This is a genomic window from Streptomyces sp. NBC_01723 (assembly GCF_036246005.1).
Taxonomy (GTDB): Bacteria; Actinomycetota; Actinomycetes; order Streptomycetales; family Streptomycetaceae; genus Streptomyces.
On the sequence record NZ_CP109171.1, the window covers coordinates 1,314,319 to 1,329,353 of the forward strand.

11 protein-coding genes are annotated in these 15,035 nt (G+C 74.5%); 7 read left to right on the forward strand and 4 right to left on the reverse strand.

Annotated features, from left to right (window positions below; genetic code table 11):
- The first annotated feature begins 4 nt into the window (after positions 1-4).
- Together solA and OIE75_RS06270 are read left to right on the forward strand one after the other, a co-directional pair.
- Positions 5-1,174, forward strand: coding sequence for an N-methyl-L-tryptophan oxidase (solA, locus tag OIE75_RS06265; protein WP_329469876.1), 1,170 nt, complete (start codon positions 5-7; stop codon positions 1,172-1,174).
- On the forward strand, positions 1,171-2,292 hold the full coding sequence (locus tag OIE75_RS06270) for an aromatic ring-hydroxylating oxygenase subunit alpha (protein WP_307010395.1): 1,122 nt from the start codon (positions 1,171-1,173) through the stop codon (positions 2,290-2,292). Before solA ends, OIE75_RS06270 begins: the two co-directional genes overlap by 4 nt.
- Here OIE75_RS06270 and OIE75_RS06275 read toward each other — a convergent pair.
- The 4 genes from OIE75_RS06275 to OIE75_RS06290 all read right to left on the reverse strand — a co-directional run bounded on the left by OIE75_RS06275 (position 2,281) and on the right by OIE75_RS06290 (position 10,361).
- Positions 2,281-6,945: a hypothetical protein gene (locus OIE75_RS06275; RefSeq protein ID WP_329469878.1), complete on the reverse strand. Its 4,665-nt coding sequence runs from the start codon at positions 6,943-6,945 to the stop codon at positions 2,281-2,283. The genes OIE75_RS06270 and OIE75_RS06275 overlap by 12 nt on opposite strands.
- A 59-nt stretch (positions 6,946-7,004) precedes the next feature.
- On the reverse strand, positions 7,005-7,886 hold the full coding sequence (locus tag OIE75_RS06280) for a hypothetical protein (protein ID WP_329469879.1): 882 nt from the start codon (positions 7,884-7,886) through the stop codon (positions 7,005-7,007).
- Between the two features lie 103 nt (positions 7,887-7,989).
- Positions 7,990-9,516 carry a hypothetical protein gene (locus OIE75_RS06285; protein WP_307010400.1) on the reverse strand — a complete coding sequence of 509 codons (1,527 nt, stop codon included), beginning with the start codon at positions 9,514-9,516 and terminating at the stop codon, positions 7,990-7,992.
- Positions 9,517-9,662: 146 nt separating this feature from the next.
- Positions 9,663-10,361 carry a GntR family transcriptional regulator gene (locus tag OIE75_RS06290; protein ID WP_307010402.1) on the reverse strand — a complete coding sequence of 233 codons (699 nt, stop codon included), beginning with the start codon at positions 10,359-10,361 and terminating at the stop codon, positions 9,663-9,665.
- A gap of 119 nt (positions 10,362-10,480) precedes the next feature.
- Here OIE75_RS06290 and OIE75_RS06295 point away from each other — a divergent pair, with 119 nt between their 5' ends.
- The 5 genes from OIE75_RS06295 to OIE75_RS06315 are packed head-to-tail and all read left to right on the forward strand — an operon-like array spanning position 10,481 to position 15,016.
- The gene (locus OIE75_RS06295; protein ID WP_329469882.1) at positions 10,481-11,800 is read left to right on the forward strand and encodes an MFS transporter; all 1,320 of its coding nucleotides are present in this window, start codon (positions 10,481-10,483) and stop codon (positions 11,798-11,800) included.
- The gene (locus OIE75_RS06300) at positions 11,797-12,630 is read left to right on the forward strand and encodes a putative hydro-lyase (protein ID WP_329469884.1); all 834 of its coding nucleotides are present in this window, start codon (positions 11,797-11,799) and stop codon (positions 12,628-12,630) included. The genes OIE75_RS06295 and OIE75_RS06300 overlap by 4 nt, the downstream gene beginning before the upstream one ends.
- 45 nt (positions 12,631-12,675) lie before the next feature.
- Positions 12,676-13,434, forward strand: coding sequence for a LamB/YcsF family protein (locus OIE75_RS06305; protein WP_307010407.1), 759 nt, complete (start codon positions 12,676-12,678; stop codon positions 13,432-13,434).
- Entirely contained in the window at positions 13,431-14,150 is a 720-nt protein-coding gene (locus OIE75_RS06310) for a 5-oxoprolinase subunit B family protein (RefSeq protein WP_307010408.1), read from the forward strand. The genes OIE75_RS06305 and OIE75_RS06310 overlap by 4 nt, the downstream gene beginning before the upstream one ends.
- On the forward strand, positions 14,147-15,016 hold the full coding sequence (locus OIE75_RS06315) for a biotin-dependent carboxyltransferase family protein (protein ID WP_329469888.1): 870 nt from the start codon (positions 14,147-14,149) through the stop codon (positions 15,014-15,016). The genes OIE75_RS06310 and OIE75_RS06315 overlap by 4 nt, the downstream gene beginning before the upstream one ends.
- Positions 15,017-15,035 lie beyond the last annotated feature (19 nt).

A 15,035-nucleotide genomic window follows, 5' to 3' on the forward strand; every position in this document is an offset into this window, starting at 1 on the left:
CTTCTTGTCCCCCACCTACGACGTGATCGTCATCGGCCTCGGCGGCATGGGCAGCGCCGCCGCCCACCACCTGTCCGCGCGCGGCGCCCGCGTGCTGGGCCTGGAGCGGTTCGGCCCCGTGCACAACCGGGGCTCCAGCCACGGCGGTTCCCGGATCACCCGACAGTCGTACTTCGAGGACCCGGCGTACGTTCCCCTGCTGCTGCGCGCCTACGAGCTGTACGCCGACCTGGAGCGGGCCACCGGCCGGGACATCGCCCTGCTGTGCGGGGGCGTGATGGTGGGCCGGCCCGACTCCTGGACCGTGTCCGGCTCCCTGCGGTCGGCCCGCGAGTGGGACCTGCCGCACGAGATGCTGGACGCGCGGGAGATCCGCCGCCGGTTTCCGACGCTCGCCCCGCGGGACGACGAGGTCGCTCTGTACGAGGCCAAGGCGGGCCTGCTGCGCCCCGAGAACACGGTCGCCGCCCATCTCCAGCTCGCCACCCGCCAGGGCGCCGACCTGCACTTCGAGGAACCGGTGACGCGCTGGGAGCCGTACCGGGACGGCGTCCGTGTGCACACCGGCGAGAACACCTACGCCGCCGCCCGGTTGGTGATCTGCCCGGGCGCCTGGGCGCCGCGGCTGCTCGCCGACCTCGGGGTGCCGTTCACGGTGGAGCGGCAGGTCATGTACTGGTTCCAGCCCCGGGGCGGCATCGGCCGCTTCCTCCCGGCCAACCAGCCGATCTACGTCTGGGAGGACGCGGCCGGCGTCCAGGTGTACGGCTTCCCCGCCATCGACGGTCCGGACCACGGCGCCAAGGTCGCCTTCTTCCGCAAGGGGCAGGTCACCACCCCGGAGGCCATCGACCGGACCGTGCACGACCACGAGGTCCGGGCCATGGCGGACCACATGTCCGACCGTCTCCCCGATCTGCCCGGCACCTTCCTCAAGGCCGCCACCTGCATGTACACCACCACAGCGGACGAGCACTTCGTCATCGCCCGCCATCCCGCGCATCGCGATTCGGTCACCGTGGCCTGCGGATTCTCCGGGCACGGCTTCAAGTTCGTGCCCGTCGTCGGCGAGATCCTCGCCGACCTGGCCCTGACCGGCGACACCGCGCACCCGATCGGTCTCTTCGACCCCGCTCGCCTCACCGCCGCGTCCGCCCGAGGAGCCAGCACGTGACGACGACCCCCCTGTCCCCCAGCCTCATCGCGACCCTGCCCGGCCGCTACTACACCGACCCGGAGATCTTCCGTCAGGAACAGCGGCAGGTCTTCGAGTCGCTGTGGTTCTGCGCCGTCCGCGGCGCCGACCTGGAACGGCCCGGTGCCTTCCGCACCGTGCAGGTCGGGTCCGAGAGCGTCGTCGTCACCCGCACCCGTACGGGCGCACTGCGCGCCTTCCTCAACATCTGCCGCCACCGGGGTGCCCGGCTGTGCCTGGAGGAGTCGGGCGAGGTGCGGCGCAACCTCCAGTGCCCGTACCACGCCTGGACGTACGACCTCGACGGCCGGCTGGTCGCCGCGCCCGGCCTGACGAAGATGCCGGACGTCGACCGCGCCGCGTACGGCCTGGCCGAGGTCGCCCTGCGTGAATGGCTCGGCTATGCCTGGGTGTGCCTGGCCGACGAGCCGCCCTCCTTCGAGGAGACGGTGCGCGGTGCCGTCGTCGAACGGCTCGGCGACCCGGCGGCGATCGAGCGCTACGGGACGGAGCGGCTGGCCCTCGGCCGACGCGTCCGGTACGACGTGCGGGCCAACTGGAAGCTGATCGTCGAGAACTTCATGGAGTGCTACCACTGCGCCACCATCCACCCCGAACTCACCGACGTGCTGCCCGAGTTCGCGGACGGCTACGCGGCCCAGTACTACGTGGGCCACGGCGCCGAGTTCGGCGAGGAGGTCAAGGGCTTCACGGTCGACGGCGGCGAGGGCTTCGACCGGCTGCCCGAGGTGGCGGAGAGCCAGGACCGCCGCTACTACGCCGTCACCGTCAGGCCGACGGTCTTCGTCAACCTCGTACCGGACCACGTGATCCTGCACCGCATGTTCCCGCTCGCCGAGGACCGCACGGTCGTCGAGTGCGACTGGCTGTACGCCCCCGACGTGGTGGCGTCGGGGGCGGACCTGTCCCGGTCGGTGGAACTGTTCCACCGGGTCAACACGCAGGACTTCGCGGCGTGCGAGCGGACCCAGCCCGCGATGTCGTCCCGCGCCTACCGCGGGGGCGGCGTGCTGGTGCCGACCGAGCACCACATCGGGCTCTTCCACGAGTGGCTGCTGGAGCGGCTAGGAGGCTGACGGCGCGGGGCGCTTGAACATCCGGGTCGCCGTGATCTCGCTGTGCACCGTCTCCCCCTCCCCCTCGGCGGCCGGGGCCGGCTGCGGCAGGCCGGGCCGCAGGTGCTCCTCGACGCTGATGTACTTCAGGCCGGCCCTGAGGTCGGCGTCGTTGCGCAGCCGGATGACCAGCGGGAACTCGGCGAGCGCGGTCGTGTCGAACAGGCCGGTGGTGTACAGCAGCTGGACGCCGAGGGCGTCGGACACGGCCCGCTGGAGCTCCAGCAGGTAGGTGGCGTTGGCGCGCCCGATGGGGTTGTCGAGGAACAGGGTCCCTGCGTGGCGGTGCCGGTCACGGCCCCGGTCGTTGCTGCGGAGCGCGGCCATCGTGCAGTACAGGGCGATGGCCGCGGTGAGCAGCTGGCCGCCGGAGAAGACGTCGCCCATCTGGCCGACGGGGACGCGCTCGGCGCGCAGCACGGCGTCGGGCTTGAGGATCTCGACGGCGACGCCCTTGGGCGCCAGGGCGGCGGCGACGCCCCGCAGCAGCAGGGACATGCCGTCGCGGCGCAGGTCGGAGTTCTTCTTCACGGCGGCGCGGGTGGCCTCGTCGACCACCTCGCCGAGCCGCTCGGTGAGGGTGGCCTGGTCGGGTTCCTCGAAGCGGATGCGCAGGAACTCCTGCCCGGACCACTCCCCCAGCCCTTCCGGCAGCCGGGAGAGGCGCTGGGCGGAGCGGAGGGTGGCGAGGGCCGACTCGACCAGGCCGCGCAGCCGGTCCACGATCGAGTCGCGGTTGCGCTCCAACTGCGCGAGTTCGTCGGTGAGGACGCGGAGCCGGGGCGCGAAGGCGTCCGCCCACTTGGCCGCGTGCTCGGGCAGCGTGGCGGCGGGCAGCTCGCGGATCTGCTGCCGCGCGGGGGTGCGGACCTGCTCGTATCGGGTGGAGTTGGCGTGCCGGACCAGGACGTCGCTCGCCTCGCGGACCCCGGCCTCGGCGGCGGACAGGTCGGCGGCGCAGCCGCGCAGCGAACGGCGGGCCTCACCGGCCGCCTGGCGGGCCTCCTCCAGACCGCCCGGATACGGCTCGGGCTCTTCCTGCTCCTCGTCGGCCGCGTGCTCGCGCAGCAGGTCACGGAGCATCGCGGCGATCTCGTCGAAGCCGCCGGCGGCGTCCTCGGCGGCGCGGTGCGTGCCGAGCAGTCCGGCGTGGGCGTCGCGGGCCCGGGTGAGCGCCTCGGTGTGGGAGGCGAGTTCGGTGGTGGCCGTGCGCAGCAGGGTCTGGGCGTGGTCGGCGTCGCGGGGGAGGAGTTCCTCGGGCAGCTCGGTGTGGGCGTCGCCCTCCTCGGGCGCGTGCCGTTCGGCCTCGCCGCGCAGGCGGCCGAGCTGTTCGCTGGCGCTCGACATGCGGGTCTCCAGGAGCTGCACCAGCTCCTCGGCGCGGGCGGCGGCGGCCTGCCGGGACGGTCCGTCGGAGCCGTCGGGCGATTCGAGGAGCTGCCCGGCGCGGGTGCGGACCTTGTTGCTGAGCCGGTCCAGGTCCCCTCGCGCGGCGCTCTCGTCGCTCTCGGCGCGGGCCTGTTCGGCGCGCAGGTCGGCGCCGACGCCGACCTTCTCGTACACCTGGGACGCGGCGCGGTAGGCCTCGCGCAGGTCCGGCAGGGACGCCTTCGGCGCGTCCGTGCCGTCGCCGGGTGTGTCCGGTCCGTCCTCGGTCACGTCGTCGGGGGCGCCGGCGATCTCGGAGCGCTCGGCGCGCAGCGCGCGGGCGGTGCGGCGGGCGTCGTCGGCGGCGCGCTGGGCGGCGCGGCGGTCCTCGTCGGCAGCGCGGGCCCGGTCCAGGCAGGCCTGGGCGCGGGCCTCGGCCTCGGCGCCCTCGTCGGCGAGTTCCCGCAGGCGGACCTGCCAGCCCGCCCGTTCCCGCAGCCGGAAGGCGAGCCCGGCGAGCGCGTCGGCGGCGCGCCGGGCCTTCTGCGCGGCCTCCTGCCGTTCGTCCCGCAGGTGCACGGCCTCGGCGGCGGCCTCGTCCGCCTCGGTCCGCGCGGTGCGCGCCTCGGTCAGTTCGGCCTCGGCCTCGTCGGCGAAGGCGCGCGCCTCCTCGGCGGTCCGGGCGAGTTCGGTGAGGCGTCCGGCGGGGCAGCCGGCGCGCCAGGAGGCGAGCCGGGCGGCCAGCTCGCGGTCCTTGCCGAGCCGGGCGGCGAGGGTGCGGATCTCCTCGTCCCGCCGGGTCGCCCGCGCGCGCAGCGCGTGCCGCTCCTCGTCGGCCGCGTGCTCGTCGTGCATCGCGGGGTTCGGCGGTACGAGGAAGACGTCCCCGGCGTCGGAGTCGGGGGCCGGGGTGGGGGCGAGCAGGGCGGCGGCGGTGCCGACGGCGACGGCCGAACGCGGGAGGAGGGCCGCGTCGCCGAGGACGTCGCGCGCGCGGGTGTGCGAGTCGGGGTCGGTGATGATGACGCCGTCGACCAGTTCGGGCCGGGCGGCCAGCACGCGCGCGTGGTCGGCGGGGTCGACGGCCTGCGCGAGGTAGCGCCAGCCGGGCAGGGCGGGGATGCCGTGCTCGCCCAGGAACTCCACGGTGGCCAGCACGTCGGGGCCGGGCGGCAGCAGTCCGCCGTCGCCGAGCGCGCCGAGGATGCGGGAGTCGTCGGCGGCGGCGGTGCGCAGGTCGAACAACTGGCGTTCGGCGGAGGAGACGGTGTCGTCGAGCAGTTCGCGCAGTTCGTCGGCGAAGCGGTCGAGTTCCTGGGGTGTGAGGGCGCCGTCGGCCCGCGCGGGCGCGGGGTCGTGGTCCGCGTCGTGGCGGGGCTGCGGGATGCCGGGGCGGGTGCCGGCGGCGAGGCCGAGCAGTTCCGCGAGGCGTTCCTCGACGGCCAGTGCCTCGGCCGTGCGGCGCTCGGCCTCGTGGGCGCGTTCGGCCGCGGTGGCGGCGTCGGCCGCGCGGGCGGCCGTCAGTTCGGCGCGGCTCTCGGCGGAGGCCGTCTCGCGCGCGTGCTCCGTGGCCCGGCGTGCCGACTCACGGGCGGTGTCCCAGGCCGCGACGGTGCTCTTCTCGGCGTCGCTGGCGGCGAGGGCCGCGCGGGCGGGGTCGGCGTCGGGCGCGCTGTCGTCGAGCCAGCCGGCCCTGACCGCTTCGGTGGTCTCCTGCTCGACCTCGGTGAGGCGCTGGCGCAGGTGCCCCACCTCGCTGCGGGCGCGCTGTGCCTCGGTGGCGGCGGTGGTGGAGTCGCGGTGCGCCGCGTCGCTGACCTCCTGGAGGGCGGCGGACCGCTCCTCCTCCTCGTTGGCGTGGCCCTCGGCCCGGTCGGCCGCCGCGTGCAGGGCGCGGACGAGGTCGACGGCGGCCTTGGCGCGGGCGGCGAGCGCGGGGGCCGCGTCCCGCTCGGCCTCCTGGATGGCGGCGGACACGCGGGCGACGCGGTCGGCGGCGGCGCGGTGGCGCAGTACGGCCTCGGCGGCCTGCCAGGCGGAGTGCAGGGTGCGCGCGTCGGCGAGTTCGCGCTTCTGGGCGGCGGCGGACTTCTCGGCGCCGGTCAGGGCGAGCGAGGCGTGCCGGTAGGCGAGTTCGGCGGCGATGAGGGCGCTGCGGTCACGGGCCGACTCGGCGTGGGTGACGGCTCGGGCGGCGGCGGTGACCCGCTGGGCGAGGTCCGAGGCCCTGACCCGCTCCTGGGCGCCGCGCGCGGTGAGCCGCCGGGCGAGGGTCCTGGTCCGGCGTTCGGCCGCGGTGTGGATGTCGCGCGCGCGGGTGCGGACCTCGGCGGCCTCGACGATCCGGCCGAGCAGCTCGACGGACCCGGCGGTGAAGTCGCGTTCGGCGATCAGCTCGGCGCGTCGGCCCAGCTTGTTGCCGAAGCCGCTCACCAGGTCGGCGAGTCCGTCGGTGTCACGGGTGTCGGTGACCGCACGCAGCAGCAGGTCGGTGAAGTCGGCGTCCTTCTTGACGGCGAAGAGGCCGGCGGCCTCGCCCTCGTCGGCGTTCATCTCGCGCTGGTAGCGGAAGAGTTCGGGGTCGAGGCCGAGGTCGCCGAGGTGCTCGATCCAGCGGTCGTGGATCTCCTCCCAGTGCACCTCCAGGTGCGGGTAGGTCTTGGCGGCCTCGGTGAGGGCGTCGCGGAAGCCCTTCATGGTGCGCCGCCTGCCCTGGGCGCCGGAGACGCCCTCCACGGGCGGGCGTACGGCGGTGGCCTCGGCGACGGGCAGGTTGTCCAGGGTCAGTCCCGGCCCGGGCCGGAAGGAGTACCAGGCCTCGGCGAACTTGCGGGGGTCGTTGGAGACCTGGCGCCCGCGCCACTCGCTGGCCTTGCCGACGACGACGCACTCGCCGCTCTGCACGTGCTGCCACTCCAGCGCGACGTGTCCGCAGTCGTCGGCGAGCAGGAACTTGCGCAGGACGCCCGAGCTGGCGCCGCCCAGGGTGTTGCGGTGGCCGGGCAGCATCACCGAGAAGATCAGCTTGAGCAGGACGGATTTGCCACCGCCGTTCTCCAGGAACAGCACCCCCGCGGGGGCGGGGCGGCGCGGCGGGCCGACCGGCTCCTCCTCGAAGAACTCCGCCTGCGTGGGCGCGGGGTCGGGCACGGGCTCGCCCACACCGCGCAGGTCAAGCACGGTGTCGGCGTAGCGCGCACCGGCGGGTCCGATGGAGTAGAGGCGGACCCGGGACAGCTCGTACATGGCGGACTCTCGTAAGTCTTCGGGAGGTCGGGGAGGCGGGGGCGGCGCTGGGCGCGGGGTCAGGGCGAGTGGAACGGCAGCCCGGCGTCGGCCACCAGCTCCAGGTCTTCCGTCTCCTCGGCGGGCAGCAGCGTCGCCGTGCCGTCGGTGACCGGGACGACGCCCAGGTCCAGCAGCTCGGCCATGGCGGCGCTGCCCGCCATGTCGCGCACCTGGAGCTGGTACCGCGCGGTCGTGCGGTAGGTGCCGCCGCTGTCGTCGCCGGTGCGCTGGAGGAAGCCGGACTCGGTGAGGAACGCGGCGGCCTTGCCGACGATGCCGGTGGTGGAGCCGGGGAGCCTGCGGGCGTCCTTGGTGGCGCCGGTGGAGCTGCGTCTGGCCCAGATCCGCCAGGCGGCCTCCAGGCCGGGGGCGTCGGTGGCCGGGTCGGTGTTCTCGCCCTGCTCGTCGGCGCGCTCCTCCAGTCGGCGGCAGGCCTGGCGGACGAAGGCGTCCACGCCGTTGACCGTGACGCGGCCGATGTAGCCGTCGTCGGCGAGGTCTTCGGGGCGCGGGTAGGCCATGGCGGCGAGGGCGAGGTGGGCGAGGCCGTGCAGGAAGCGGTCGCCGGAGTCGGTGGCGGCGCGGCGCGCGTAGTCGCCCATGCGGACGGCGAACACCGAGTCCTCGGCGGCGGTGACGGCCATGCCCGCGCGCGGGGAGACTTCCAGCACGATCAGACCGAGGCCGGTCGCGACGGCGTCGGCGAGGCGCGCGAAGGGCGGGTCCTCGCGGTACCGGCGCAGCAGGTCGGCGTACTCCTGGTCGCGGGCGGGCAGCAGCTTGGGCTGGAGACCGAAGGAGACGAGCCGCGCCGCGTCGGCGGCGTCGGCGGGCGTGACGGCCGCGGTGGCCGGCGCGGCACCCGCCTCCGGTTCGCTCCGGTCGACGTGCTCGGTCACGGTCGGTTCTCCTTGCTGTGCCGGCGCTCGTCGCCGTGCCGGCACTCGTGCTGTTCGGATCGTAGGGGCGTGTGGCGGTGGGGGGTGTGGCGGTGGGTGACCGTCATGCCGCCTCCGTGCGGGCGGCGGCCATGCCCGCCGCGTCCAGCAGCGCGGTGCCGACGATGAGGTCGGCGCCGCCGAACTCGTGGTCGTCCAGCTCGGTGCCGTCGTCCACGGCGAACAGCAGCTTCGGCTCGCCCTGCCGGTAGGCGGTGCCGACCGGCGGGCTGGCCGCGTGCACGGCCAGCAGGGCGACGAGGTAGGGCAGTTCGGGGTCCTGGGCGCGGGCGTCGGCCAGCAGTCCCGACAGCCGGCGCGGGGCGTCGTGCGGGAGGTCGAGCAGCTCCATGGCGGCCGCGAGCTGCTCCTCGCTGAAGCGGCTGTCGTCCGGAGTGGCGATCAGGTCGGGTTCCGGCATCTCGGCGCCCAGGTGCTCCCGCTCCACCGGCGGGGTCAGGAGTATGTCGACGAGGTCGCCGACCCGGACGGAGACGGGCGTGCGCAGTCCGGTGCCGCGGGCGAAGAAGGCGTCGGTGACGCGCAGCGCCCGCTCCAGGGGCAACGGCAGGACGGGGGCCACCAGATGGCCGTAGAGATCGAGGCCGGAGGTGGTCAGGGGCGTGGCGAAGGCCTGCCGGTCCTGTTCGGCGCGGAAGAGGGGGCCGGCCTCCAGGAGGCGGGACTGGAGCTGGGTGTGGCGGCGGATGCAGTCCTTGACGATGTCGACCAGCTCGGCCGCGCGGCGCTTGTGCTCGTGGTCCTCGGACTCGTCGCGGGCCTTGCGGATGTTGGTGAGGATCGCGTTCTCGTGGCGGTACCGGTCGGCGACGTGGTCCAGGGCCTCGGCGATCATGTCGGGGACGGCGCTCAGCCAGTCCACCGCGCGCACGTTGCGCCGGGTGGCGTCCAGGGCGCGGCGCAGGGTCTCGGAGTACTGCACGGTCCGGTACCGGGCCTGCTCGGCGGCGAGCTGGGCGTCGGCGAGGCGGCCCCGGCTGATCAGCACCTCCAGCTTGACCTCGGCGGCGATCTGGGCGCTGGTGACGTCGGTGTCGAGGGCGCCGACCAGGACGTTGACCGCCTCGTCCGTGGTGCGCAGGTAGACGGTGCCGCCGGGGCCGGGGACCTCCTCCAGGAGCTTGAAGTCGTAGTCCCGGCGGACGTAGGTACCGTCCGGTCCGAAGGTGCCGTAGACCGCGCGGAAGCCGCGGTCTACGCTGCCGACGTTGATCAGGTTCTCCAGGACCCAGCGGGCCACCCGCTCGTGCTCGGCGGCGGGACGGCGCGGGGCCTGGGCGGCGACGCGCGGGATCAGCCTGGCCACTATCTGGTCGTGGTCGGCGCCGGTGTCGAAGTCCATGTTCAGCGTGACGAGGTCGATGGCGGCGAGGGCGACCTCGGCCATGCCGTAGACCGAGTACTCGCCCGCGAGGTTGGCCTTGCGGGCGTCCAGGTCGTGCAGCGGCGCCGTGCAGGCGAGCGCGCGCAGCCGCCGCGCCAGTCCCTCGTCGGCGGCCGGGCCCGGGGCAGGGCGCGGCCCCGCGCTGAGCTGGGGCGGAACGCTGTCCGTCGGTGCAGGCGAAGTCACGGTGCACAGACTAGGTCCTCGGTCTGACATCGACCCAAACGACGCAGATGCGCCCCGGCACGGCAGGCCGCCGACCGCGGGGACCGCCGGGGGCGTGTCCGGAGCGGCGGAGACCGGGGCCACGGCCGGGGCGGCGGGCACCGGACCTAGAGGGTGTCGTCCCCGACCCGCCGCAGGTAGACCTCCACGACGCGCTTGAGGGAGTTGTCGAGGTAGACCGCGAGCAGGCGCTCCGCCGTCTCCCGCTCGCCGTTCTCCAGGGCCGTCAGGAGCTCCGCGTTCCGTGCGATGTACGGCTCGTGCAGGCGCCGTGGGTCGTCCACGACGTGGAAGGCGAGGCGGAGTTCGGCGAAGACGCTGCGCATCAGTTCGTCGGTGCGTTCGCTGCCGGCGAGGGCGACCAGTTCCCGGTGGAAGTGGATGTTGGCCGTACCGACGGCTTTCCAGTCACCTTCGCGGGCCGACCGGCGCCCGTCCTCGACGGCCTCGGCGAGCCCTTCGAGGGCGTAGGGAGGCTTTCCGAGGCCGCGTACGACGGCGCACTCGACGAGGGAGCGGGTGCGGTAGATGTCCTCGACGTCCTCGACGGTCAGGACCCGGACGAAGACGCCCCGGTTCAGCTCGTGGACGAGCAGGCGTTCGTGGGTGAGCAGCCGGAACGACTCGCGCAGGGTGTTGCGCGAGACGCCGAGCGCGCCGCCGATGCTGTCCTCGGACAGGCGGGTGCCGGGCGGGAAGTAGCCCTCGGCGATCCGGCTCCTGAGGATGTCCGAGACCCGCTCGGCGGTGCTGGTCCGGCCCAGGAGGGCGCGGTCGTCGGCCAGTCCCGTCAACTGCTCTGCCATGCCCGGAATTCAATCGCAGATACCAGAACGAAACAACAGGGGTATTGAGGGATCGTTGAACGATCCCCTACGGTGCCAGGAAGTGCACGCACCCTCCGTCCTTCCCCTGCGAGGTGCCCATGAGCACAACCCCTCCCCCACGGGCCCTGTCCACCGAGGCGCGTCCCGGCGCGGATGAACACACCACGGACGACGGCCCGTTCGGCTGGCTGCACGCCCTCGGCCCGCGGGGCCGTCGCGCCTTCGGCGGCGCGTTCGGCGGGTACGCCCTCGACTCCTACGACTACTTCACACTGCCGCTCACCATGGTGGCGCTGGCCGCGTACTTCGGCCTGGACAGCGGCCAGACCGGCCTGCTCACGACGGTCACCCTGGTCGTCTCGGCGATCGGCGGCGCCCTCGCGGGCGTCCTGGCGGACCGCGTCGGCCGGGTCAAGGCGCTGCTGCTCACCGTGATCACCTACGCCGTGTTCACGGTGGCGTGCGGTTTCGCCCCCAACTACGAGACGCTGCTGGTCTTCCGCGCCCTCCAGGGGCTCGGCTTCGGCGGCGAGTGGGCGGTCGGCGCGATCCTGGTGGCCGAGTACGCGAGCGCCAGGCACCGGGGCCGTACGCTCGGCGCGATCCAGAGCTCCTGGGCCGTGGGCTGGGCCCTGGCGGTGGTCGTGTACACGCTGGTGTTCTCGCTGATCGGCGACGATCTGGCCTGGCGTGTCATGTTCTGGACGGGTGCGCTGCCGGCGCTGCTCGTGGTCTGGGTCAGGCGCAGCGTCCACGACGCGCCGCAGGCCACCGAGATCCGGGAGCCGGGCGCGAGCAAGGGCTCCTTCGCGGCGATCTTCAAGCCCGGTACGGCCGGCGCGCCCGGCCTGCTGCGCGTCACCCTCTTCGCCAGCCTGCTCTCCACCGGCGTCCAGGGCGGCTACTACACCCTCGCCACCTGGGTGCCGACCTATCTGAAGGACGAACGGGACCTGTCGGTCGTCGGCACCGGCGGCTACCTGACCTTCCTCATCTCGGGCGCCTTCATCGGCTATCTCACCGGCGGCTGGCTCACCGACGTGCTGGGCCGCAAACGCAACATCTGGCTGTTCGCCCTGCTGTCGGCGGTCTGCATCCTGGCGTACGCCAACATCCCCGACGGCGCCAACACCCTGCTCCTGGTGCTCGGTTTCCCGCTCGGCTTCTGCATGTCGGCCATCTTCAGCGGCTTCGGCTCGTACCTGAGCGAGCTGTACCCGACGGCGGCACGCGGCGCGGGCCAGGGCTTCACGTACAACACCGGACGCGCCGTGGGCGCCGTCTTCCCGACCACGGTCGGCTTCCTGGCCGACAGCTGGGGTGTGGGCGGCGCGCTGGTCTTCGGTGCCATCGGCTACGCCATCGCGGCGCTGGCTCTGCTGTGGCTGCCGGAGACGCGCGGAAAGGAACTGGCGTGAAGCACTCACAGCACGTGGCCGAGGACCGGCCGCTCGCCCTCGTCGAACGGCACGCGCACGCGTGGAGCCCGAAAACCGCCCGCTCCCTCTTCCGGGAGGGGCTGGCCGGCCCCACGGCCGGGGTCGCGGCGGGCCACACCCAGGCCAACCTGATCTCGGTGCCCGCCGACTGGGCGTACGACATGCTGCTGTTCTGCACGCGCAACCCTCAGCCCTGCCCGGTGCTCGACGTCACCGACGCCGGGTCCTGGACCACCGTGCTCGCCGACGGCGCGGACCTGCGCACCGATCTGCCGCGCTACCGGGTGTGGCGGGACGGCGAGCTGGTGGAGGAGCCGACGGACGTGCGGGCGCACTGGCGGGACGATCTGGTGACGTTCCTGATCGGATGCAGCTTCACCTTCGAGTGGGCGCTGGCGTCGGCCGGTGTCCCGATCCGGCACGTCGAGCAGGGCCGCAACGTCCCGATGTACGTCACCACGCGTCGGTGCCGTCCGGCGGGCCGGCTGCACGGCCCGATGGTGGTGTCGATGCGCCCCGTGCCGCCCGCCCACCTGTCGGCGGCGATCCACGAGACCAGCCTGCTCCCGGCGGTGCACGGCAGCCCGGTGCACTGCGGCGACCCGTCGGCGCTCGGCATCGAGGACCTGGGCCGGCCCGACTTCGGCGACGCGGTGGACGCCGAGCCGGACGACATCCCGGTGTTCTGGGCCTGCGGGGTGACTCCACAGGCGGCCGTCATGGCCTCGCGGCTGCCCTTCGCCGTGACCCACGCGCCGGGGCAGATGTTCCTCACCGACGCGCGCGACGAGCAGTACCGCGTCGCCTGACCCCGGGTGCCCCTGCGGGCGCCCGAGAGCGGAGACACTGGAGACATGACCTCGATCGACCTCAACGCCGACCTCGGCGAGGGCTTCGGCCGCTGGCGGCTCACCGACGACGAGGGCCTGCTCTCCGTCGTCACCAGCGCCAACGTCGCATGCGGGTTCCACGCCGGCGACCCGGCCACCATGCGGCGGGTGTGCGAGCTGGCGGCCGAGCGGGGCGTGACGGTCGGCGCCCAGGTCTCCTACCGGGACCTGGCCGGATTCGGACGGCGCGCCATGGACGTGCCACCCGCCGAGCTGGCGGCGGAGGTGGCCTACCAGATCGGCGCCCTAGAGGTCTTCGCCCGCGCGGCGGGCACGCGCGTGGCGTACGTCAAGCCGCACGGCGCCCTCTACAACCGGGTGGTCCGGGACGAGGAGCAGGCGGCGGCGGTCGTCGACGGCGTACTCCTGGCGGGCGGCGCGCTGCCCGTCCTCGGGCTGCCCGGCTCGCGTGTCCTGGAGCGGGCCGCGGAGGCGGGACTGCCCGCCGTGCCGGAGGCCTTCGCGGACCGGGCGTACACCGACCAGGCCACGCTGGTGCCGCGCGGGCAGGAGGGCGCGGTGGTCACCGAACCCGACTCCGTCGTGGCCCGCTCCGTGGAGCTGGCCCGCTCCGGCACGGTCACCGCCCGGTCGGGAGCGGTCGTGACGGTCCGCGCGCGCTCCCTGTGCGTGCACGGGGACACGCCCGGCGCGGTGGACCTGGCCCGCCGGGTACGGGAGCGGCTGGAGGCGTCGGGCGTCCGGGTGGAGGCCTTCGCGTGAACGTCCTGCCGGTCGGCGACGACGCCCTGCTGGTCGAGGTCTCCTCGGGCGAGGAGGCGGAGGCGCTCCGCGTGGAACTGCTGCGGCGCCGCGCGGAGGGCACGCTGGCCGCGCGGGAGATCGTCCCGGCGGCCCGCACCGTCCTGCTGGACGGTGTCGCCGGCCGGGCCCGGCTCGCGGCCGAACTGACCGCCGCCGAGGTTCCGCCCGCTCCCCCGCGCGCGGGGCCCGTCGTCGAGATCCCGGTCCGCTACGACGGCCCGGACCTGGCCGACGTGGGCGCGCACTGGGGAGTGGCGCCGCGGGAGGTGGCGCGCATCCACGCCGACACCGAGTTCCGGGTCGCCTTCTGCGGGTTCGCGCCCGGCTTCGGCTATCTGACCGGGCTCCCCGCGCGGTACGACGTACCGCGCCGGGACACCCCGCGCACGGCCGTCCCGGCCGGGTCGGTGGCGCTGGCCGGTCCCTACACGGGCGTGTACCCGCGCTCGTCGCCGGGCGGCTGGCAGTTGATCGGCACCACGGACGCCGTGCTGTGGGACCACACGCGCGTGCCCGCGGCGCTCCTGTCGCCCGGCACGCGCGTCCGGTTCGTCCCCGAAGGACCCCGAGCACCGCAAGCACCGCAAGCACCCCAGGCAGCACCTCAAGGACGTCAGGCACCCCAAGGCTCCAAAGGCCCCCGAGAACCCCACGAACGGCGGGGCGGCTCATGACGGACCGTGCGCTCGCCGTCGTCCGGGCCGGGGCCCTGACCACCGTGCAGGACCGGGGCCGCCCCGGTCACGCGCACCTCGGCGTCCCCCGTTCCGGGGCGCTCGACGCGCCCGCGGCCGCCCTGGTCAACCGTCTGGTCGGCAACCCGCCCGAGGCGGCCGTCCTGGAGACCACCCTCACCGGCTGCGCCCTGCGCCCCCGGTGCGCCATGACCGTGGCGGTCGGTGGCGCGCCCTGCCCTGTGACGGTGGACGGGAGGCCGGTGTCCTGGGGCGCGCCGGTCGGTGTGCCGGCGGGCGCGCTGCTCGACGTGGGGTCGGCCGGCTCCGGCGTCCGCTCCTATGTGGCCGTCTCGGGCGGCGTCCTGGTCGAGCAGGTGCTCGGCAGCCGCTCCACCGACCTGCTGTCCGGCCTGGGACCGCCGCCCCTCTCGGACGGCATGGTGCTCGCCCTGGGGCGGCCGCGCGGGCGGCACGCGTGCGTGGACGTCGCCCCGCAGCCGGCACCGCCGGCGGAGCTGATCCTGCGGGTGACGCCGGGCCCGCGCGCGGACTGGTTCACGCCCGGGGCGGTACGGACGTTCACCTCGCGCGCGTACCGGGTGTCGGCCGCGAGCAACCGCATCGGACTGCGCGTGGAGGGACCACCGCTGGAGCGTGCCCGCGCGGGCGAACTGCCCAGCGAGGGCATGGTGCTCGGCGCGGTCCAGGTGCCGCCGGACGGCCGGCCCGTGGTGTTCCTGGCCGACCATCCGACGACCGGTGGCTATCCGGTGATCGGCGTCGTCCGCTCCCGCGACCTCCCCGCGGCGGCCCAGGCGGTACCGGGGACGCCGGTGCGGTTCGTGGCGGTACGCGAGCGCTGACGCCCGCAGGGTGGAGGTG

Coding starts and splice junctions, on each gene's coding strand:
- OIE75_RS06305 (WP_307010407.1), top strand. CDS start 12,676: ATGACCTCGATCGACCTCAACGCCGACCTCGGCGAGGGCTTCGGCCGC.
- OIE75_RS06295 (WP_329469882.1), top strand. CDS start 10,481: ATGAGCACAACCCCTCCCCCACGGGCCCTGTCCACCGAGGCGCGTCCC.
- OIE75_RS06275 (WP_329469878.1), bottom strand. CDS start 6,945: ATGTACGAGCTGTCCCGGGTCCGCCTCTACTCCATCGGACCCGCCGGT.
- OIE75_RS06290 (WP_307010402.1), bottom strand. CDS start 10,361: ATGGCAGAGCAGTTGACGGGACTGGCCGACGACCGCGCCCTCCTGGGC.
- OIE75_RS06315 (WP_329469888.1), top strand. CDS start 14,147: ATGACGGACCGTGCGCTCGCCGTCGTCCGGGCCGGGGCCCTGACCACC.